The sequence below is a fragment of the Burkholderia singularis genome, from assembly GCF_001718875.1.
Lineage (GTDB): Bacteria > Pseudomonadota > Gammaproteobacteria > Burkholderiales > Burkholderiaceae > Burkholderia > Burkholderia singularis.
Genome location: NZ_CP013449.1, coordinates 119211 through 140363 on the forward strand (window position 1 = coordinate 119211; position 21153 = coordinate 140363).

Annotated in this window: 16 protein-coding genes; 10 read left to right on the top strand and 6 right to left on the bottom strand. The window is 59.1% G+C overall.

Annotated features, from left to right (window positions below; translation table 11 throughout):
- From AQ611_RS16600 to dmeF, 7 genes are all read left to right on the top strand, one after another.
- Positions 1–1296 (top strand): copper oxidase, encoded by a 1296-nt coding sequence (locus tag AQ611_RS16600; RefSeq protein ID WP_069235410.1) that lies wholly within the window; start codon positions 1–3, stop codon positions 1294–1296.
- A gap of 67 nt (positions 1297–1363) precedes the next feature.
- Positions 1364–1711: a copper-binding protein gene (locus tag AQ611_RS16605; protein ID WP_069235411.1), complete on the top strand. Its 348-nt coding sequence runs from the start codon at positions 1364–1366 to the stop codon at positions 1709–1711.
- A gap of 61 nt (positions 1712–1772) precedes the next feature.
- Entirely contained in the window at positions 1773–2147 is a 375-nt protein-coding gene (gene copC / locus AQ611_RS16610) for a copper homeostasis periplasmic binding protein CopC (protein ID WP_059519526.1), read from the top strand.
- Complete coding sequence (locus AQ611_RS16615; RefSeq protein WP_069235412.1) at positions 2147–3088, top strand: copper resistance D family protein; 942 nt, start codon at positions 2147–2149, stop codon at positions 3086–3088. Before copC ends, AQ611_RS16615 begins: the two co-directional genes overlap by 1 nt.
- A 263-nt stretch (positions 3089–3351) precedes the next feature.
- Positions 3352–3684 (top strand): DUF4148 domain-containing protein, encoded by a 333-nt coding sequence (locus AQ611_RS16620; RefSeq protein ID WP_069235413.1) that lies wholly within the window; start codon positions 3352–3354, stop codon positions 3682–3684.
- Between the two features lie 436 nt (positions 3685–4120).
- Positions 4121–4393 carry a metal/formaldehyde-sensitive transcriptional repressor gene (locus AQ611_RS16625; RefSeq protein WP_059519444.1) on the top strand — a complete coding sequence of 91 codons (273 nt, stop codon included), beginning with the start codon at positions 4121–4123 and terminating at the stop codon, positions 4391–4393.
- 12 nt (positions 4394–4405) lie between these two features.
- The gene (dmeF, locus tag AQ611_RS16630; RefSeq protein WP_083237422.1) at positions 4406–5740 is read left to right on the top strand and encodes a CDF family Co(II)/Ni(II) efflux transporter DmeF; all 1335 of its coding nucleotides are present in this window, start codon (positions 4406–4408) and stop codon (positions 5738–5740) included.
- Positions 5741–5943: 203 nt separating this feature from the next.
- On the opposite strand, the gene AQ611_RS16635 is transcribed toward dmeF, so the two are convergent.
- Positions 5944–6996 carry a terpene synthase family protein gene (locus tag AQ611_RS16635; protein WP_197517148.1) on the bottom strand — a complete coding sequence of 351 codons (1053 nt, stop codon included), beginning with the start codon at positions 6994–6996 and terminating at the stop codon, positions 5944–5946.
- Positions 6997–7742: 746 nt separating this feature from the next.
- On the opposite strand from AQ611_RS16635, the gene AQ611_RS16640 reads away from it, so the two are divergent.
- Together AQ611_RS16640 and AQ611_RS16645 are read left to right on the top strand one after the other, a co-directional pair.
- Entirely contained in the window at positions 7743–8879 is a 1137-nt protein-coding gene (locus AQ611_RS16640) for a porin (protein WP_069235414.1), read from the top strand.
- 752 nt (positions 8880–9631) lie between these two features.
- Entirely contained in the window at positions 9632–10453 is an 822-nt protein-coding gene (locus tag AQ611_RS16645; RefSeq protein ID WP_069235415.1) for an alpha/beta fold hydrolase, read from the top strand.
- Positions 10454–10701: 248 nt separating this feature from the next.
- On the opposite strand, the gene AQ611_RS24885 is transcribed toward AQ611_RS16645, so the two are convergent.
- The 3 genes from AQ611_RS24885 to metE form a co-directional block, all read right to left on the bottom strand.
- Positions 10702–11592, bottom strand: coding sequence for a LysR family transcriptional regulator (locus AQ611_RS24885; protein WP_083237423.1), 891 nt, complete (start codon positions 11590–11592; stop codon positions 10702–10704).
- A gap of 726 nt (positions 11593–12318) precedes the next feature.
- Entirely contained in the window at positions 12319–13461 is a 1143-nt protein-coding gene (locus tag AQ611_RS24890) for an AraC family transcriptional regulator (RefSeq protein WP_083237424.1), read from the bottom strand.
- Between the two features lie 1388 nt (positions 13462–14849).
- The gene (gene metE / locus AQ611_RS16655) at positions 14850–17144 is read right to left on the bottom strand and encodes a 5-methyltetrahydropteroyltriglutamate--homocysteine S-methyltransferase (RefSeq protein ID WP_069235417.1); all 2295 of its coding nucleotides are present in this window, start codon (positions 17142–17144) and stop codon (positions 14850–14852) included.
- 131 nt (positions 17145–17275) lie between these two features.
- On the opposite strand from metE, the gene AQ611_RS16660 reads away from it, so the two are divergent.
- Entirely contained in the window at positions 17276–18184 is a 909-nt protein-coding gene (locus AQ611_RS16660; protein ID WP_059519450.1) for a LysR substrate-binding domain-containing protein, read from the top strand.
- Positions 18185–18549: 365 nt separating this feature from the next.
- On the opposite strand, the gene AQ611_RS16670 is transcribed toward AQ611_RS16660, so the two are convergent.
- Together AQ611_RS16670 and AQ611_RS16675 are read right to left on the bottom strand one after the other, a co-directional pair.
- Entirely contained in the window at positions 18550–20031 is a 1482-nt protein-coding gene (locus AQ611_RS16670) for an extracellular catalytic domain type 1 short-chain-length polyhydroxyalkanoate depolymerase (RefSeq protein WP_069235419.1), read from the bottom strand.
- 472 nt (positions 20032–20503) lie between these two features.
- Positions 20504–21124: a LysE/ArgO family amino acid transporter gene (locus AQ611_RS16675; RefSeq protein ID WP_059519456.1), complete on the bottom strand. Its 621-nt coding sequence runs from the start codon at positions 21122–21124 to the stop codon at positions 20504–20506.
- Positions 21125–21153 lie beyond the last annotated feature (29 nt).

Below are 21153 nucleotides of genomic sequence, written 5' to 3' on the forward strand. Positions count from 1 at the left end.
ATGGTGTCCCGTCGACAATTCCTCAGCGGCTCGGGGGCCGCAATCCTCGGCGCCGCGATGGTCAGCAAGGCCGGCGCGGCTTCGTTGCCGGAAGCGCCAACCATGGCGAAGGCGACGATGCAGCCGCCGCTCGTGCCGCCCAATGGCCGCCCATACACACCGGTCGCGACGTTGAACGGCTGGACGTTGCCGTGGCGGATGAAGAATGGCTGGAAGGAGTTTCATCTGACAGCCGAGCCCGTGGTGCGTGAAATGGCCTCCGGGATGAAAGCAAATCTGTGGGGCTACAACGGTCAATCGCCGGGCCCGACGATCGAGGCTGTCGAAGGCGACAAGGTCCGCATCTTCGTTACCAACAAGTTGCCCGAGCACACGACGATCCATTGGCACGGGATGCTGCTGCCGAACGGGATGGACGGTGTCGGCGGCTTGACGCAGCCGCACATCCCGCCCGGCAAGACGTTCGTGTACGAGTTCCAGCTCGAGAAGCACGGCACCTTCATGTATCACCCGCACGCCGACGAGATGGTGCAGATGGCGATGGGCATGATGGGCATGTTCATCGTGCACCCGAAAGACCGTGGCGTCATGCCGGTCGACCGCGATTTCGTGTTTCTGCTGTCTGCCTACGATATCGAGCCGGGCAGCTTCACGCCACGCGTCAACGAGATGACCGACTTCAACATGTGGACCTTCAACTCGCGCGTGTTTCCTGGTATCGATCCGTTGCCGGTTCGGGCCGGCGATCGCGTGCGAATCCGGTTTGGCAATCTGACGATGACGAACCACCCGATTCACTTGCATGGTTACCACTTCGAGGTGGCGGGTACGGATGGCGGCTGGATTCCACCAGCGGCCCGTTGGCCGGAGGTGACGGTCGACGTTGCGGTCGGCCAGATGCGTGCGATCGAATTTACCGCGGACCGGCCGGGAGATTGGGCGTTTCATTGCCACAAATCGCATCACACGATGAATGCGATGGGGCACAGCGTGCCGACCATGATCGGCGTGCCGCAGAAAGACTTGGCCAAGCGCATCAACAAGCTGGTGCCCGACTACATGGCAATGGGCAGCACCGGTGGCGCAATGGGCGAGATGGAAATGCCGCTGCCCGACAACACGCTGCCGATGATGACAGGCACGGGTCCATTCGGGCCGCTGGAGATGGGCGGCATGTTCACGGTCGTCAAGGTTCGGCGCGGACTCGGGCGGAACGACTATCGCGATCCCGGCTGGTTCAAGCATCCCAAAGGCACCGTTGCATACGAATACGCCGGCGAACTGCCGGACAGTTGATTGACACAACAAGGCCGGGGCCACCCCCGAGCATCGGTTTCATCACCTCAACTCTGGAGATAGCACGATGAAGAAAGCACTGTTTTCGATGGCCATGGGCTGCGCGCTCGCGTTCTCTGCGTCGACGTATGCAGCAGGCGATATGAGCAACATGACCATGAGCGACGACGCAAAGCAAAGCGCCGACGCACCGGGCAGCATGTCGCACGGTGAAATCAAGAAGATCGATATGGCTGCAGGCAAGCTGACCATCAAGCACGGTCCGCTCGACAACCTCGGCATGGAAGCGATGACGATGGTGTTCAAGGCCAAGGACCCGGCGATGCTGTCGCAGGTGAAGGTCGGCGACAAGATCGATTTCGTCGCCGAGGAAGTCGACGGCGCATTGACCGTCGTCAAGCTGCAGAAGCAGTGACGGCAAACGACGGGGCGCGCATGCCGCAGCCCCCGTCTCATTCTTCGAGATGAGCAACAACATGAAGTCCTCGACTCTCAGACATTTCGCCGGCCTCGCTATCGCCGGTGCTGTTGCGTCCGTGCCCGTCGCCGCGTTCGCGCATGGCAAACTGGAAAGCGCAACGCCAGCGTCGGGCAGTACCGTCGACACTACGCCAGATGCATTGCGGCTGACTTTCAATGAAGACCTCGAGCCGACCTTCAGTTCGGTGAAAATCGCCGATGCGACTGGCGCGCCGGTGACGAAGGAAAAAGCGAAGGTCGATGCGTCCAATCCGCGCGTGATGACGCTCGCCGTACCGAAGCTCGCGTCCGGCGCGTATACGGTTCAGTGGGCTGTCATGACTGCGGACGCGCACAAGACCAAGGGTGCCTACACGTTCAAGGTGAAGTAATGAACGACGGGCTCCTCGGCGTTCTGCGTCTGATCGCGGTGGCGATTCAGAACGTTGGCTTCGCGGTGATCGTGGGCGCGTTACTCAGCAGCCGTTGGCTTGTGCGGGGAGACTCCCCGTGGCAAGCCGACGTGGGCCGCCTGCTCGCCACGACAATTCGGATGGCGTCCGTTCTTTCTCTGCTGGCGAGCATGCTGTCGTTCTGGGCACATTGTGCGTTGATGAGTGATTCGACGTTGCTCGAGGCTGGGCACGCCGTGTGGTCCATGCTCGTGGGAACCGGCTTTGGGCATGCGTGGCTGGCCGGCGCGATTTTCATGCTTTGCGTCGTCGTATTGGTATTCCGGCGCCAGGGCGGCGAGAAGCGCTTCGCGTTCGCGATTTGGGTTGCATTGGCCTGCGTTGCGTTGGCGCGTAGCAACAGCGGCCATCCGGTCGATACGGGCCCCTTCAGCCTGCCGGTGTGGGTGGACTGGTTGCATCTGCTGGCCGTTAGTACGTGGGTGGGGCTCGTTCTGGTGACGACCTACGTCGTGATGCCGAGCCTGCTTGACGCGCCTGGAAGCGAACGGCAGACCAGTGCGTCGTTCGTGCAATCGCTTTCAGACGCGTCGACTTATGCGTTGATGATTTTGTTCAGTACCGGGGCATACAACGGATGGAGATGGGTCGATACGCCGGTGAATATAGGGGGATCGGCATACGGCCAGATTCTTTTGTTGAAACTTGTGCTCGTGCTGATTGCGGCCGCGCTCGGCGGACATAACCGCTTCTTCGAAATGCCGACGCTGCTGTCGGCGCTCAGGATGCCGACGAAATCAGAATTTACCAAGCCGCTTAGGCGTTTCGGTGCTGTGCTTCATGTCGAATCCCTGATTCTACTGGGCGTTCTGACGGTCGCTGCCGTGCTGGTTTCGAGTCCGTTGCCGGGAGCGACGTGATTCGCCCGATGCATTTCGTCCACGCACGTCGCCGAGTCACTCATGGAATAGCGATTAATAAGGGATTTTGTCTTTGTCAGCCCGGCTGATCAGGCCGGGCCTTTTTTAGGTAACCGCGCGTGGCGCCTCAGGGTACGGCTGACAATAAAAGCAGCATGATCAAAAAATCATCTTCATGTCACGGTTCGATCAGGGCCGGCTCTTCAGAATGGACGCTCATGGAGCCGTAGGTTCGGCTGTGTACCTCACAATGGAGAGAAAACATGAAGCTTGAAATCGTTGCCGCCGTCGCCATTGCCGCTTTCGCCTCCGCGTCCGCATTTGCCGATGGCGGCCACGCCTATCCTGTCGTCGCGCTAAACAGCGGCGCTGTCGTTGGCGACAGCGCGACTTCGTCTGTGGTGTCGCAGGCACAAAGCGCAAATACCGTGTCGTCAGGCAAGACTCGGGAGCAGGTTCGGCAAGAGTTGATCCAGGCCTATCACGATGGTTTGTTGCCGACGAGCAAGCTCGACTATCCGCCTAGCGAAGCGACGATCGCACGCAACAAGGAACTCCACCGGCTGATTGAGCCGAAGTGGGCAGTCCAACATTGATGTGCGCGCCGCTGTCCAAAACCTGGCGCGGCACGTTCCGAACGGCCGCGCCTTCGACCTGGCGGGCTCGCGCTCGACGCGAGCAGACAGGCTGCTCGCGCAATCCAGGCCAAGTTTGATGCGGTCTCAGAAGTTGCATTGCGCGATGCTGTCCATCAATGGATTGGCAGTGAGCGGGCTGACCGGCGAATGGCCGATACAGCAGTCCATGTCCCTGGACTCGGATTCGAGCACCGGGCGATTGCTCTCGCCGATGATTGCCGCCCTTGCGATGAGTCTGAGCTCTGTCCCGGTCATCTCGAATGCACTGAGACAGAGACTGCGCGATGCGGGAATTTAGCGCATTCGGTGACGTTGGCGTTGGATATATCGTCTATCGCGGCAACGCGTGATGAGGAGTGGCGTATACTCCCCCCCACTATATGAGGGCGCCACCATGAGCCACACCGTCAAGGACAAGCAGAAGCTGCTGAATCGCGTCCGCCGCATCAAGGGACAGGTCGAAGCAATCGAGCGTGCGCTGGAAGAAGAGCGCGGCTGCAACGAAATCCTCCAGCGCATCACGAGCAGCCGCGGCGCGATGAACGGGCTGCTCGCGGTCGTGCTCGAGGAGCACATTCGCAGCCATCTCGTCGACGTTGAAGGGCATGAAGACGAAGGCAGCGCGACCGAGCAATTGATTGAAGTCGTTCACAGCTATTTCAAGTAATCGGGGGCTGAGATGAGCGAATTCAAGGATGCTGCATTCGGTGCGGGGCACGACCACATTTTTCTGGGGACTGCGCACGAGGAGAACGAGCGCAAAACCTGGATGGTCATCGGGCTGTGCGCGGCCATGATGGTGGCCGAGATTGTCGGCGGATCGGTTTTCGGCTCGCTGGCGCTCATCGCCGACGGGTTGCACATGTCGACCCACGCTGGCGCGATGCTGATCGCCGCGCTTGCGTATACCTATGCGCGCAAACACGCGAGCGATCCGCGTTTCGTATTCGGCACGGGGAAACTCGGCGACCTCGCAGGCTTCACGAGCGCCATCGTGCTCGCGATGATCGCGCTGCTGATCGGGTATGAGGCGGTCGCACGCTTGTTTGCCCCCGTTCCGATCCATTTCGGTGAGGCGATTCCGATTGCGGTTGCCGGCCTGCTCGTCAACATCGTGAGCGTATGGTTGTTGAGCGGCGATCACCATAGCCACGGCCATCATCACGCGCATGCGCACGGCGGTCACGATGGCCACGGGCACGAAGAGGAAGTGCACAAAATCTTCGATCAGCGAGGTGTATTCCTCGTATCGGTGTTCGAAGACGGCGTGCCGCCCGTGTTCCGCGTGGCGCCTGCCACGAACGATGCGACGTTCGTCGATGCGAATGCCGTGTCCGTGACGACGATCCGCCCAGACGGTACCCGGCAGGAGTTTGCGATGGAAAGCCGTGGCGGCTATCTGGAGTCGCTCGAGGTTATCCCCGAGCCTCATCAGTTCAGAGCCATCGTGCGGCTGAACGGCCGCGAGCATGAACTCGCGTTCGGCGTACATGATCACGCCGGGTCTGCGGCGGCGCGGGATCACAACATCCGCTCCGCTTACATTCACGTGATTGCCGATGCGGCGGTATCGGTTCTGACGATCATCGGTCTGCTGCTCGCGCGTGCGTTTGGCTGGGTCTGGATGGACCCGCTCGCGGGCATCATCGGCGCGCTGGTGATTGGGAACTGGTCGTTCGGCCTGATGCGCGACACGGGCGGCGTTCTGCTCGATATGAATTCGGATCGTCGGCTGGCAGACGGCGTGCGCGCCGCCATCGAAGGCAGCGGCGACCGGATCAACGATCTGCACGTCTGGCGCCTCGGACCAGGGCATATGAGCGCGGTCGTTTCCGTCTCCACCGGCGATACGGCGCGGGATTCGCGTTTCTATCACGGCCTGCTGCAATGCTTCAAGGATCTGTCGCACGTGACCGTCGAGGTCGTTCCGGATGCCGGGGGGAGCGTATCGTCGTCCGCCGGCAGGAGCGGCGCTCAAACGGCGCGCAGCCCATTGGGACCGCAGGAGAAATGACGAATCCGTAACCGGCTGGCGCGTGCGCACGAGTTGCGCACACGCCAGCCCGCCTGCGACGATCGTCGGTCGGACAGAGCGGCCGGCCATGCAGTTTGGATAACCCAACGTTCCGCCGCCATTGGTTCGCGCTTCTAAGTTGCCGCGCTACGCCATACTGCTTCATTGCACGTGACGTGCGAGCATCACAAACTGCTTCCAGCTCAGGCGTCGACGACGTATGGTGGATGCGACCTGTCTGCCCATGCGTCTAAGTTGTAACGTTCGGATGCGTGATGAAACCAGTAAACGGAAGAGATCCAGTTGCGCATGTTGAACACACAATGCCGGACAGTGTCTGCGATTTCGGACGGCAGATTCGCGCGATCCACCCGGTCCAGCGCCGCACGCTCGGCGAGAAGGAAATCCTCGACGCGTGTGATGACGCGCTCGCGAACTTCATCGATTGCATCGCCTACCGACAGTCCACGATGTTTGATCAGCGTGATCCCGAGGTTGTGTAACTCACCGGCGGCCAGTTCCTTGCGGATCGAGCACAGATCGTTATACCAACCCGCAAACTCTTGACTGGCCAGGCCCGCGCGACGGTACTCGTCCCACTGACGAATATCGGCCGGCAATGTGCGTCCTGCCGCGAGTTCGAGGCAATCAAGCCAGACGCAGTAGCCGAAGGTGCCGGCCCGCAGCTTCACATAGTCGTCAATCGGCGGCACGTAGTTGTTGATACGCTCGCGATATTCGATATCGTAGGCGCGAATCACAGCGCGCAGGTGCTCCGCGATGTTCGTATTCCAGTGCCCGCTCATCAGCGCACGAAAACGCAGCAGGCAATCGGCAAGCCCGCAAAGGAGCGGATCGCCATCGTGCGAGTAGGCCGCCGGCGCGTCAACGACACGATATAGTGCGTCGCGCAAGGCCTCCCATCGGTCGTGTTGGTGATGAAACGCGTATCGGCCGTGCCTATCGTCCCACACGAAGAACCAGATATTGAAATCCGAGATCGCGCACAATGCGTCAAAGGGCGCACCGGCTGAATAGCTTGCGACTAGTTCGGTGTAACGCAGCCCATCGGCCTGAGTTCCCACGACATCGGCCGGCACCAGCCGATGCTCGAGCATCCAGCGACGGGAATGCTCGCGCAACCTTGGCCCGTCTTCGTGATGCCGACGGACGAACGCGCTCTCAACCAGGGGAATGGCAAACTCAGCCGGCACGGTGCCCCAATGGCTCGCAGATTGCTGAATCGAAACGTCCATGACAATCCCCGTGTTGTGATCAAGTCAAAATGTCAACGCTCGCTGATCGCCTCGTTGTCACAAATTTCAATCTCGAAAATCACCTGAGTCAAGCGAAGTTACGGTCGTAACGCGGTACGGTCCCCATTGAGAAAGTCTTCTCGGTATCGCGCATCGCGCTGGCCCGGTTTCCTGACTCTTCCGTAAATAAATTGCGGGTTGCGTTAAGGCTGTGCCTGGACATTTTTTCCTTTGCTCGTGAGGGGAGGCTTTCAATCGCTTCGCCGGCCGGACTCACTGGCCCGTAATAGGCAGTTCGAACGGAGCGTTGTCGTCGCTCAGCTTCGTGAATTGGTATTACATGAACGTGGCCCGGATCGCGACTGCGCGCGTCGATCGCTTCCCGGCCGCCGACTGTGTTTCGATTCCCATTCTGCACATAGCGTGCGCCGTAGCTTTTCTTCGCTGCTCGCATGACGCCGTCATGTGTGCATCGGATCGCCGCTTCCGCCCCATTTCGCTTCGGAACCCGTTCTTCAGCGTGCATTCGAGATCGCTGCCACCTCATTTGGGATGACGCGGAAATGACATTTTTGTCATTTGTCGCTCATCTCCGCGATGCGAATGCTTTCCAGAATCGGCAGCGCGTTCGGAGTTTTCCCGCCCCGCCAGGGACGGTAAAGCACGATACCGGAAGCCGTCCGACGCATAAGACAACCACTGTCAACACTGGGGAGCGCACCTTGAACAACTCACTTCGGTTCTTAATGCTGTCGGGCACTTTTTTCACCATCAGCCAAGCGGCCCGCGCATCGGAAGTCACGCTTTATGGTTTGTTCGATACATCCTTGTCGTTTGTTTGGAATGCGAATGCGGAAGGTAAGCATCTCGTCGGTCTGGGCAACGGCAATCTGCTCGGCAACCGCTTCGGGGTAAAAGGCGTGGAGGATCTCGGTGGCGGACTGAAAGCGATTTTCACGCTGGAAAACGGTTTCAACCCGAACACCGGCGCGCTTGGGCAAGGCAACCGGATGTTCGGCCGGCAGGCGTTCGTCGGTCTCGAAAGCGCACGTTGGGGCACGCTGACGCTTGGCCGTCAATACGATTCCCTTGCTGACGTGGCGTGGCCGGTAACCGGCGATTTCTACTTCGGTAGCGTCTATTCGACGCCCGGCGATGTCGACAATTACGACACGTCGTCGCGTACCGACAATGCAGTGAAATACACGTCGCCCGTGATCGGCGGATTCCGGTTCGTCGGCATGTATGCGCTCGGCGGTGTGGCCGGCAAGAGCGGCGCCGGGCAAACCTGGTCGGTGGGTCTTTCGTACAGCAACGGTCCGGTCGATGTCGCGGGCGGCTATTACCACGCCGCGAATCGTTCATCGCTCGCCAACGGTATCCGGACCGGCTGGAACGGCACATCGGACGGGACGTTCGACGGGTCGCTGGTCAACGGCGGCTATATCTCGGCGAAATCGATCAACATCGCGCGCGGCGCGTTGCGTTACAACTTCGCGCCATTCGCCGCCGGTATCGACTACAGCAATGCGCTGTACAAGGCCGATGCGATGTCTGCGTTCCGCAGCACGCAGAAGTACGATACCGTGCGCGGCTTTTTCAACTATCAGGCGACGGCCAGCCTGCTCGTCGGCGTCGGCTATAGCTACACGCGCGCCCGCGGCGATACGAGTGCAACCTACCATCAGGTGTCCGCCGGCGCCGATTACGTGCTGTCGAAGCGCACCGATCTTTATGCGGTCGGCGCGTGGCAGCGTGCGAACGGCGAACAGCGCACGCTCGACGGACAGACGCAGGTGGCGCAGGCTTCGATCGGTTCCTATGGCTACGGCGGGACGCGGACCCAAGGCATCATCAATCTCGGGCTACGCCACCGCTTCTGATGCGCGTGCAGACACTCGCGTTCCACACATGACACAACCGGCCGCTTTGGATGAGGTTGGCGACGCGGCCGGCCGTTACGATGTTTGATGGCGTGGCAGACGGGCTTCGGCAGCGGCCATTCACGCTTGCCGGCCGCGAATCGGGGCTTCGGCGAGAAGCGGCAATTGGGTTGCGCGGTTGCGGCTGGCGCTTGCGAGGGCGGGCGCCAGCGGGACGCCCTGCGCTTCGGCCACGAAGCGGGGCTTGGAACCGGCTCGTGCCTGATTGGAGAGACCAAGTCTCGGTTTTGAGCGGATTTCATTGCGCGAATTTCAGGCAATACTCAGGCAATGCCGGAGCGCAGCACGAGCAGCGTGCCGTTCCGCACTGCACGCTGGGCGGCAAACGCCCTGGGGACGCTGCGGTCATGACCGACGGCGTTGCTCGTTACTCGGCATCGCGTTGAGCGTGACGGCGCCCGTCTCGGCCCGAATGCATGACGGGCGTGGCGGGGCCGGACGGAAAGCTCGAATGCAGGTAAGCTGACGCAGCGCAGGATGGCGCGCTGAACACGGCGCATGCGGCGGTCGACACGCCATGCATGGATCGTTGACGCACTTCACATCCGGCTCGTTGCCCATTGTCGAGCTGCGCTCAAGAAGCCCCGAACGGTATGATCCAGGCAGCCTGCTGCCGCGACAGATGACCCGCAGTCCGATCGGCGCGCGTTGTGCCGATTGCCTACACATACTCATCGATACGGAGCCTTTGGATGGACACGATCACGACGAAAGACGGTACGCGGATCTTCTACAAGGATTGGGGCTCGGGGCGCCCGGTTGTGTTCTCGCACGGCTGGCCGCTGAACGCCGATGCGTGGGACGCTCAAATGCTGTTTCTCGCACGGCATGGCTATCGGGTGATCGCGCACGACCGTCGCGGACACGGCCGCTCCGCGCAGCCGGCAGCGGGCAACGACATGGATACGTATGCCGACGATCTCGCCGCGCTAATTGATGCGCTGGATTTGCGCGACGTGACGCTCGTCGGTCATTCGACGGGCGGCGGTGAAGTTTCGCATTATGTCGGCCGTCATGGCTCGCACCGCATTGCGAAGGTTGTGCTGATCGGCGCAGTACCGCCGATCATGCTGAAGACCGAGGCGAACCCGAGCGGCCTGCCGATGGATGTGTTCGACGGCATTCGTAAGGGTGTCGCGGATAATCGCTCGCAGTTCTACCGGGATCTCGCGTTGCCGTTCTTCGGTTTCAATCGGCCGGGCGCCAAGGTGTCGCAAGGTACGATCGACGCATTCTGGGCGCAGGGGATGACGGGCGGGATACTGGGACAGTACGCGTGCGTGCGCGAGTTTTCCGAAGTCGACTATACCGAGGATTTGGCGAAGATCGACGTGCCGACGCTGATCCTGCACGGTGATGACGATCAGATTGTGCCGATCGACGCGTCCGCGCGCTTATCCGCGGCGATCATCAAACAAGCAACGCTGAAAGTGTATCCGGGCGGCTCACACGGCATTTGTGTGACGCACGCGGACCAGGTCAATGCGGATTTGCTGGCATTCCTCGAAGCGTGACGACAGTATCGGTCTGACAATCAGGCGTGGTTCTATGCCGAGCGTATCGAGCCACGCCTGGAGTGTTTTGACCGCGCGTTGACGCGGCGCCCGGATTGCCCATTGTTCCAGATGAAATCAATTCGAGATAATTTGCCGATGCAGCCTGGCTTGCGTTGGGCTGGTAATAATGGCCGCTGGTGGCCTCTGTATCGTATTTCATCGCTAACCGCGAGGCTTGCCGCGGAATTCTGCCGGACTCGTTGCGGTCATTCATTGAAATTGGCGAGCAAATAATCGATAAACGAGCGAACCTTGATTGGCATGTGTTGACGATTGGGGTACGCGATATACATTTCGAGTTTGGGTAGCTCGTAGTTCGATAATATTCCCTGCAAATTCCCCAGCTCGATATCTCGATTGACCGTGTATTCCGGCAATATCGCGATGCCGAATCCCAGCAGTGCAAGATGACGGATAATCTCGTCGTTGTTGGTTAAAATTCGACTCGAAAGCTTGGGTTGGTGAATTTCATTTTCAAACGTGAATTTATATTTGTTTCCATTGAGATACAGGTTGGATAGTACGAGGGCCGAATGTTTTTCCAATTCGTTTGGATGATGTGGAGTTCCATGTGTATTTAAGTATTGTTGCGATGCGCAGGCAATCATGCGGATATTAATTATCGACCGGGTTACCGTGCTGGGATGGCGTATTTGCTGAGACGTTAATATTCCTATATCAAATCCTTCCTTGATGAAATCCACTTGTCTTTCCGTGGTCGTCAGGTCAGGGGAAATATTGGGGAATGTCGTCATGAATGATGGAAGGAGCGGAGTGAGGCAATGTTGAGCAAAGCCGGGAGACGATGCTATGCGCAAAGTGCCAATCGGCCCTCGACTGACTGAGGAAATTTCTTCCTCGATTTTTTCGAGATCTTCCAGTAGTTGCCGCGCGCTAATCAGATATTTCGAGCCAGCCTCCGTTAAAGAAAGGCTGCGGGTGGTTCGATAGATAAGACGGGTTTCGAGTCGATTTTCAAGTGCCACGATATGGCGTGTTGCCACGGCGGTTGAAATGCCGATGCATTTGGCGGCACGTACAAAACTGCCTAATTCCGCCACATTGACAAAAACGCGCATTGCCGTTAAAAGATCCATCTTGGATTATGCTTTTAAAATTTCAAATGTTGGTTTATGAATTTATTTTCGTGTGAAATGAAAATAAATATCAAGATAGGCTCGTGTGGGCGACTGATGAAAAATGGCGTGGTGAATGATTTGTGAGTTCGATCTATTCATGCGCTTTGAGAGTCAGTGATTTTTACGGTAGGCGCTATTGTGGATGGATGATAAGGCGGTTTGGTAGGTCGAATGCCGATACTGATTCGCGCCGCTCTGTGAATCGACGATCTACGATCGACAGCCAATGAATGTCGCGCGCACAAGTCGAACATCGCGGCGGCGATGAGCATCAAGAGCCGTATACCGAAAATGAAAAGTCAGCTTCTCTGGCCTATCGAACGGCTTGTTTCATGCGTGCACTTATCTTCACCTCCTATGCTCGAATGGGCGAAGTGCCGCTATACGGAGTGTCTCAATCTATCGTAGTAGCGATAGTCAAGCGAGCACAAGCCCGAATCGAGTATGAAGCAATACAATTCCAAAGACTTGCAAATCGCTGGATGACTGTGTACTCCCTTGAATGCGGCGAATATTAATTCCCGCAGGTTAATGATCACTCTTCGTTAGTGCTGATAAGACGATATTTTCGATATATTGATTGCAAAGAATTAAATTGATTCGGCAGGTTAAATATGGATCACCGCAGAGGTTGTAAAAATGATGGGAACGGTCAAAAAAATTGACCGTTCCCATCAATCGAAATTACTCCGGTTTAATTCTGGTTTCCGCGCTGTTAATCCACTTCTCTCGATTACGGCGGATATCATTCGGAGTCGTTCCCATCCAGCGCTTGAATGCATGCCGAAAGCTCACTGCGTCGCTGAATCCTAGTAAGAATGCGATGTCTTCGATGCTCAGCGTGGTTGTACTGAGATAATCAATGGCCAGCGCTCTTCGCACGCTTGTCAGTAGTTCGTTATATGACGTTCCCGCCGCGTCGAGTTTGCGGCGCAACGTGCGTGCGGTCATACATAAGTCACTGGCGACAGCATCAATATCCGGGAATTTACCCGGCGTGCGTGTAAGTATTTGATAGACACGCTGCGTGATATCCGATTGATTACGGATTTCGTCCAACAGGCGCGCGCATTGCCGCGAGACCTGTGCTGCCGTGACCGGATGAGCGAGCTGCGGAATGCGTGGCAGCCATGCCGACGGATAACTGACTCTGTTGCATGGCTGTTCGAACAGAAGTGGACATTCGAGCGTTTCCGATAGCAGCTTTGCATGAGGTGGTTGCTCACGCATAAATTCCGCACGCACCGGTACGCACCATGATCCCATGACATCCTTGACCACTGTCACATGTAATGCAAATTGCATATCGACGAGAAAATGATATAAATCTGCATCGATTTCAGGCAATTTCGTTTCGTTCCAACCGGAAAAATTCCAAAATACCAAATCCTCCTGCTGGTTCCAGCTCACGCCGAGCACGCCATTTGCAAGCTGGTGAAATTTGATTGCCGAGTCAAGTGCATCAGCCATGGATTCCGAGCACAGTACGGCATACCCAAACATTCCATAGCTTGAAGCGTGGAGCAGCCTGCCAACTTGTACACCCAGGTCCGAACGTGGGCATCGACGGATCGTATTGCGCGCGGCTGTCAAGAATTGCAACCTTGACGTAAGGACGAATGGGTTGGCGACATCTTCGGCGCTAAGGCCGGTGCCTGCTAGCACCTCCCGCATATCCAACCCAAAATCCAGCGCCACTTCGGTCAAGGCCGCCAGCTTGGACGGGGAAAACCGTTTTTCGGATAGCGTGGCGGGCTGAGTGGGATGGGATGACCGGTCGGCGAGAAGACAGTGTTCTTTGGCGTTTGGGGGCGTGTTCTGATTCATGACGGAAGGCTGAATTCAGGCGGCTGTTTTTATCCAGACGTGCGATTGGATGCCAAGGTGTATCGATTTTTCAGAATATCCATTGTAGCCAGCGAAGTTACGACAATTTGCAACGCGATATCGTAATATCAATGGCCAATTTTCATGTCCGGCTGGATCATTCATCGGGCATTTGGCTTGCCAGTAAAGGACGATCGATCTGAAACCAATTTTTAAAATTAATATCCTGTTGGTATTGGCAGGTGACGGGGACGTCGTTTTTATATAAGTTTGCCGAAAAGCGCAGGATGCTATATGAAGTGGCTGCGCCGAATGTAGGGCAGCAATCGTTATTGCCAATAAGAGGAAGATTGGGAATGAACAAGACTCGATGGTTTTCGGCTGACGTGGCACCTATTCGCAGTGGATGGTATGAATGTAATCGACTTGAAGGGGCGCGACGGGTTATTCGGTTGCTCGAGTGGAACGGCAATGTATGGAAATATGGGGAAGACTCCGGGCGAAATAGACCTGGGGAGCAAGCCAGAATGGTGGATTCGAATTTCGATAAATGGAGAGCTATCGAACCCGACCTGCTGTGGCAATCTAACTCATAATCGGCATGGGTGTTCCGGTGCATAGTCTGGCCTCCCTTGGATGCTTGGACTGGGCTTTTGGTGCTGCCGTACATTGCTTTTTCTGATTTGGGGCGCGGCTTCAAACCGGCATTGCGGACGATTTGGCAGCGATGCTGCGAACGGCAAATGTTTCGGATGGCTCGGGGCTACTATGCCGTCGCTGACTGAATGGCGAGCAGTTGGCCATATCAGCGTGCTTGTCCGATTCTCTTCGCACTGTCCGTTGGTGTCAACGTCACCTGGAAGTGAATTTTCGGAATGTTTTTCGATTCCGTGGCTGCTCTCACATAAATCAATCTTGACGCTTGCGATGCCGGTGGAGAAAAAATTATGCCCGGTTCGTCATTTATTATCGAGATAGCCAAGATAAGTGAATTGGCGGGGCGGGGTGCTGAAGCCGGCTTGGCTTGACGGCTCCAAAAGAATCAAGATCCGCAATCTATTACCAACCGATTTTATCCATTCAATGTTTGTCGATCGCTATTAATTCCCGATGGTTTGTAATTTCGTGCCTGATTAAATTTCATGACGGGAATGTGCTGTAAATAAGTGAACTGTGATGGCGGATCGTTTAAGCATTGTCTGAATGAAGAGGGCCGTCAAAGCCAGGTTCCCGGGCTGGCTGTTTTGTATAGCTGGCGGCGCGTGGGTTGTTCGCACTGGTTGGGGGCGGAAGAAAATCTTTTGACGAAATGAATCGCCCCGGGCCGGAATGCACCGGCCCGGGGCGTCAATGCCGCGCCCTGCTGCGCGCTCGGCGGGGCAATACGATTACTGCACCTGGTTGCGTAGCGTCTTGGCCGCGGCCACCATGTTCGTCAGCGCCGGAATCACTTCCGTCCACTGGCGCGTCTTCAGCCCGCAGTCCGGGTTCACCCATAGTCGTTGCGCCGGAATTCGCTCGGCCGCTTTCTTCATGAGCTGGACTATATGCTCCTGGGTCGGGATATTCGGCGAGTGAATATCGTAGACGCCCGGTCCGATCTCGTTCGGATATTTGAAGTTGTCGAACGCGTCGAGCAATTCCATATCCGAGCGCGAAGTCTCGATCGTGATCACGTCGGCGTCCATGTCTGCGATCGACGCGATGATGTCGTTGAACTCCGAGTAGCACATATGCGTGTGAATCTGGGTTTCGTCGTCTACGCCGTTGGCGGCAATGCGGAACGATTCGATGGCCCAATCCAGATATTCCTTCCATTGCGAACGCCGCAGCGGCAGGCCCTCGCGCAGTGCCGCCTCGTCGATTTGGATCACGCGGATGCCGGCCTTCTCGAGGTCGAGCACTTCATTGCGGATCGCGAGCGCGAGCTGAAGGCACGACACCGAACGAGGTTGATCGTCGCGCACGAACGACCAGTTGAGGATCGTCACGGGGCCGGTCAGCATGCCTTTCATCGGTTTGCTGGTCAGCGACTGCGCATACTCGATCCACTCCACGGTCATCGCGCTTGGGCGGCTGATGTCGCCGAACAGGATAGGCGGTTTCACGCAGCGCGAGCCATACGACTGTACCCAGCCAAACTGGCTGAACGCGTAACCTTCGAGCTGCTCCCCGAAATACTCGACCATGTCGTTGCGTTCGGCTTCGCCGTGAACCAGTACGTCCAGGCCCAGTGCTTCCTGCTCGCGGACGCTGCGCGCGATCTCCGCGCGCATCGCGGCCTTGTAGCGGGCTTCGTCAAGCGCGCCGGCCTTGAACTGGCTGCGCGCGTGGCGGATTTCTCCGGTTTGCGGGAACGAGCCGATCGTGGTGGTGGGGAACGCGGGCAGCTTGAGCCGTTCGTTCTGCTTCGGTGCGCGGACGCCGTATGGGCTCTGCCGCCGGCCGAGCGCCGCGGTGATGCGCTCGACCGCGGCCTTGACCGCCGGATTGTGAACGCGCGGCGAGGTGCGGCGGCTTTCGATTGCGGCCGCATTCGCGGCGAGTTCGTTGGCGACCGATGCGCGGCCGTGATTCAGCGCCGACGCGAGCACCTTCAGTTCGTCGAGCTTTTGCAGCGCGAACGCGAGCCACGAACGGATCGCCGGATCGAGCTTCTGTTCGCTCGACAGATCCACCGGCACGTGCAGCAGCGAGCACGACGGCGCGATCCACAGCCGGGAGCCGAGCGCTTGCGCGAGCGGCTCGAGCCAGTCGAGCGTTGCGGCGAGATCGGTCTTCCAGATGTTCCGGCCGTTGATCGCGCCGACCGATAGCACGCGGTCCGCCGGCAGTTGGCGAGCGAGCGTGGCGACTTCGTCGCGTGCGTTGATCGCATCGATGTGCAGACCTTCGACCGGCAACGAGCACGCGAGCGCGAGATTCTCGCGCAATGAGCCGAAATAAGTCGCGAGCAGCAGCTTGACGCGCCGCGTTTCGAGCGCCTCGTATGCGGTGACGAATGCTCGTTGCCACGCGGGATCGAGTTCGGTGACGAGCGCCGGTTCGTCGATCTGCACCCACTCGACGCCCTGGGCGACAAAATGGTCGAGCAGCGCGGCGTAGACAGGCAGCAGCTTCGGCAGTAGCGCGAGGCGGTCCGAATCGTCCTTCGCCTTGCCGAGCCAAAGATACGTGACAGGGCCGATGATCACGGGTTTGGCGTTCACGTTGGCGGCGCGGGCCTCGGTCAATTGCGAGACGAGCCGCGACGCGTCCAGCGAAAAACGGGTCGTCGCGGTGAATTCCGGCACGATGTAGTGGTAGTTCGTATCGAACCATTTGGTCATCTCGCCGGCCGCGACGCCGCCGCAGCACGCGCCGTGTTCTTCCGCGGTTGGCGCGGAGCGGCCGCGCGCCACCCGGAAGTAGTTGTCGAGCGTGTCGCCGCGAAAGTCTTGCACGCGTTCCGGCAGGTTGCCGAGCGTGAAGCTCATGTCGAGCACGTGGTCGTAGAACGAGAAGTCGCCGACCGGAACCAGATCGAGACCCTGTTGATTGTCCCAATGGCGCTGGCGCAATTGCGTGCCCAGCGTCTTGAGCTGGTCGCGCGAAGACTGACCTTTCCAGTAGTTTTCGAGCGCGAATTTCAGCTCGCGCGTCGCCCCGATGCGAGGAAAGCCGAGATTGTGTGTCGTGACCATGAGAGCCGCCGTTTGCAGTGGGATTGAAGGGATTCGGCGGCCATGATAGGGTTTTCGAGACATGAAATAAAATGGCATTATTTCATTCATCCATTAAATTTTTTCATGCGAATTTTTCGTGAGTCCTAGCCATGCTGGAGCGGTTTCATCTGGTCATCATTCGTGAAGTGGAGCGCCAAGGGTCGTTGACGGCGGCGGCCAACGCCTTGTATCTCACGCAATCGGCACTCAGTCATACCGTCAAGAAAATCGAGCAGCAGCTCGGCACGCCGATCTGGGATCGGCAAGGGCGAAGCTTGCGGCTGACGCAGGCGGGGCAGTATCTGCTCGCGCTCGCGAACCGGCTGCTGCCGCAGTTCGAGCATGCGGAAGCGCGGATGAAGCAGTATGCGAACGGCGAACGCGGCACGCTGCGCATCGGTATGGAGTGCCATCCGTGCTATCAGTGGCTGTTGAAAGTGGTGTCGCCGTATTTGGCGCGCTGGCCCGATGTCGATGTGGACGTCAAGCAACGTTTCCAGTTCGGGGGTATCGGCGCGCTGTTCGGCTACGACATCGACGTGCTCGTGACGCCCGATCCGCTGAACAAGCCCGGGCTGCGCTTCGAGCCGGTGTTCGACTACGAGCAGGTGCTGGTGGTGGCGGATCAGCACCGCCTCGCAAGCATGGACTATGTCAAGGCGGCCCAGCTCGCGGACGAAACCTTGATTACCTATCCGGTCGAAACCGATCGGTTGGACATCTACACCCAGTTCCTCATGCCGGCGGGCATCGTTCCCAAGCGGCACAAGGCGATCGAGACGACCGACATCATGCTCCAGATGGTGGCGAGCGGGCGCGGCGTGGCGGCGCTGCCGCGCTGGCTTGCCGACGAGTACTCGGACCGGATGCCGGTGGTGCCGGTCAAACTCGGCAAGGACGGCATTGCCAAGCAGATATTCCTGGGCACGCGGGACGCGGATGCGTCGATCGACTATTTGGCCGCGTTTGTCGATCTTGCCCGCGCATCGACGCTCGGTGCGCCGAGGGTTCGCCGTTAATTCTCCGAACCAGACGAATCGCGCTGCGATAACGCGGCATTTTTCGCGGATTCGCGTGAACACGTTCGGGATGCGCCGGGCCAGGCGCGATCCGGCGATTGGCCGCGCTCGGCTCTACACGCCGGGCTGACAGGGCGTAGGACCGAGCAGCCGGGCGATCGTCGCTCGCATGGTCGCCGGCGTGCCGATGACGGCGAAGTGAAACTTGCGCCGCGCCGTCGCCGCAAACGTCGCCGGGACTGCACGAAGCGAAGCTCGCGCGAGCCGCTCGGCGCACGATGCGCATCGCGCATTCGACGAACGCGCATGCAGCGGCGGCCGATGCGCGCCATTTTCGCGGCGCGGCGTCGAAAAGCCGCCGACGGTCATGGGCAGTTGCCGACGATGTAGTAGCCGGCCGCCGTTTGCGCGAGGGTAGTCGTGTAAAAGACGTTGTCCAAGCCCATGCTCTGGTTCGAGCCGTTGGCGTAGGCGATGCCGCCGGAATCGTGCGCCCGCCCGGCGAGCACGTGTGCGTAGTTGCTGGCCGTGGTGGCGGTGCAGGCAAAGCTCGATTGCGTCGTGGCCGATACGGCGGACGATTGGGCGCTTTCGCCCGCTTGCGGATCGATTTCGGTGACGGTGTACGAATAGGTCGTTGCGGCGTTCAGGCCGGTGTCGGTGTAGGACGTCGAGGCGGTCGAACCAACCTTCACGCCGTTGCGGTACACGTTGTAGCCGCTGGCGTTCGCGACTGCATTCCAGGCCAGAGAAACAGTGGTTTGGGTCGTCCCCGTGACAACAAGGCCGGTCGGCGTGCCGCCGGGCTGTGTCGTTACCGAGCCGGTGCGCAAATTGTTCTTGACCCAATAGTCCATCACGAACGCCGGATAGTTGATGTGCGTGGCGTCGACATAGTTGACATTGTTGCCCCCGGCGCCGGCCGGCCATGCATGCGCCATGCCCGATACCGTGATCTCATGGGTGCGCACGTGGCCGCTGCTGTCGGTATACGGTGTGTTGACTCCGCCGCCGGGAACCGATACTTGCGCCCCTTGCGTGAATGTGCCGCCGTAGACGAGCCGCAATGCCGCCGTGTCGATCGGGCCATATCCTTGCGCTACCGTATAGTCCGATGTGCCCCACACGGCGCCGGCAATCTGGGTCGAGAACCGGCCGGCGTTCGAGCCCGCCCACGCCTTACAGTTGTTGGCTGCGGTGGTCGCGGTATAGCCGGGCGGGACATAGCTGATTTGCGCGGTGGTCGTGCCTGGCGGCGGCCCGGCATTGATGCCGATGCCGGCAAAAATGTCCGGTGCGATGCAGCCGAGCACCATGGTCATGCCGCCGCCGGACGACAGCCCGGCCACGTACACTTGATTCGGATCGATCGCGTATTGCGAATTGGCGACGAAGCGCTGGACCAGGTCCAGCAGCACGCCGACGTGCCCGGATGCGCGGTTCGGCGACGTGTTCGCATAGTCCCAGCAATGGTTGTAATAAACATTGCCGGTCGCGTTGGGCGCCAAGATGATTGCGCCGTATTGATCGGCGATGGTTTTCCAATTGAAACCGGCCCCGTTGGCGCCGTCGATCACGTCGCCGGACGCTGTTTGCTGGCATCCGTGCAATACCAGCACAAGCGCCCGCTTGCCATTGGGCGTCGTCGGCTGGGTGGCCGGCCAGTAGAAATAGCCTGTCAGGTTGCCGCCGTTGACGGTATCGGCGGCCCAGGTTTGCTGGCTGCTCCACGCGCCGGGGCCGGCAGGAACAGCGGCGCGGGTGACGAAAGAGAGGCTCGCCAGCGTGCAGGCCGCAATGAGCCCGGCGATCCATCGCGACAGTCGCCGCGCGTTGCGGTAGGCCATGATGTCTCTCTCCATGATGGTCCAGTGATGCGATGCTCTTCGCGGCTTTTCGTCGCGTTGCGTATCCCGCTCTTCAGTGACGAGCGGTTCTCGCGACTTCCTTTTTTATCCGCCAAGCTTTTGATGAGCCGTGCGCGAATAGGTTGAGGATATGGAAATAAAGCATGCCGATATGCACGGGTCAATCTGAGATTTCCCCGAATCCTTTCGCGATCCGGCTTGCCGGCGCGGCGCATTGAGTAACGGTCATGTGCCGTCGATCGAAATCGCATGACGCTTGCTGCGATGCGAGCGCTTGCTTGGCCGCAAGCTGCCGCCGATTTGCGCGGCCAGCGCGCATTGGGCGTCGCGGCTAGCGCTTGCGCTTGATGCTTGGCGTGGCCGGTCATGCACCATATTCGTGAATGGATGTCGAATGGACAATGGCCAGGCGTAATGAAACCGGCGCAACGGGTCGAGCCGGGCGGATGGCTCAGTGCAACTGGGCGGCCGCGACGAATAACACCATGCCGCCGATCGCACCGTCGAGCACGCGCCACGCGAATGCGCGCTTGAACCATGGAGCAAGAAGCCGCGCGCCGTAGCCGAGCCCGACGAACCAGATCGCGCTGGCCGCCATCGCGCCGAGCGCGAATGCACTGCGTGCGTGCTCGGGTTCGCGTGCGCCGGCCGTGCCGATCAGCAGGAACGTGTCGAGATATACGTGCGGATTGAGCCAGGTGAGCGCGAGCGTCGTCAGCACGATCGTCCACGCGCGCTGCTCGGGTTGCGCGGCGGCCGGGGCTGCTGCGTCGAGGGCCGTGTGCGCCGGCTTGAGCGCGCGGCGCAATGCACCGAAACCAAACCACGCGAGATAAGCGAGACCCACATACAGCACGGCATGAACGAAGGCCGGATAACGCTCGACGAGCGCCGACGCGCCGCCTACCCCGGCGCTGATCAACAGCATGTCCGACAGCGCGCAGATCAGCACGATCTTGCCGACATGCGAGCGCATGATGCCTTGCTTGAGGACGAAGGCATTCTGCAGGCCGATCGTGATGATGAGGGATGCGGACAGCATCATGCCGTGGGAAAAAGCGGTCCAATTCATGGTGGTTGCGGCGGATTGGATGGACTGAC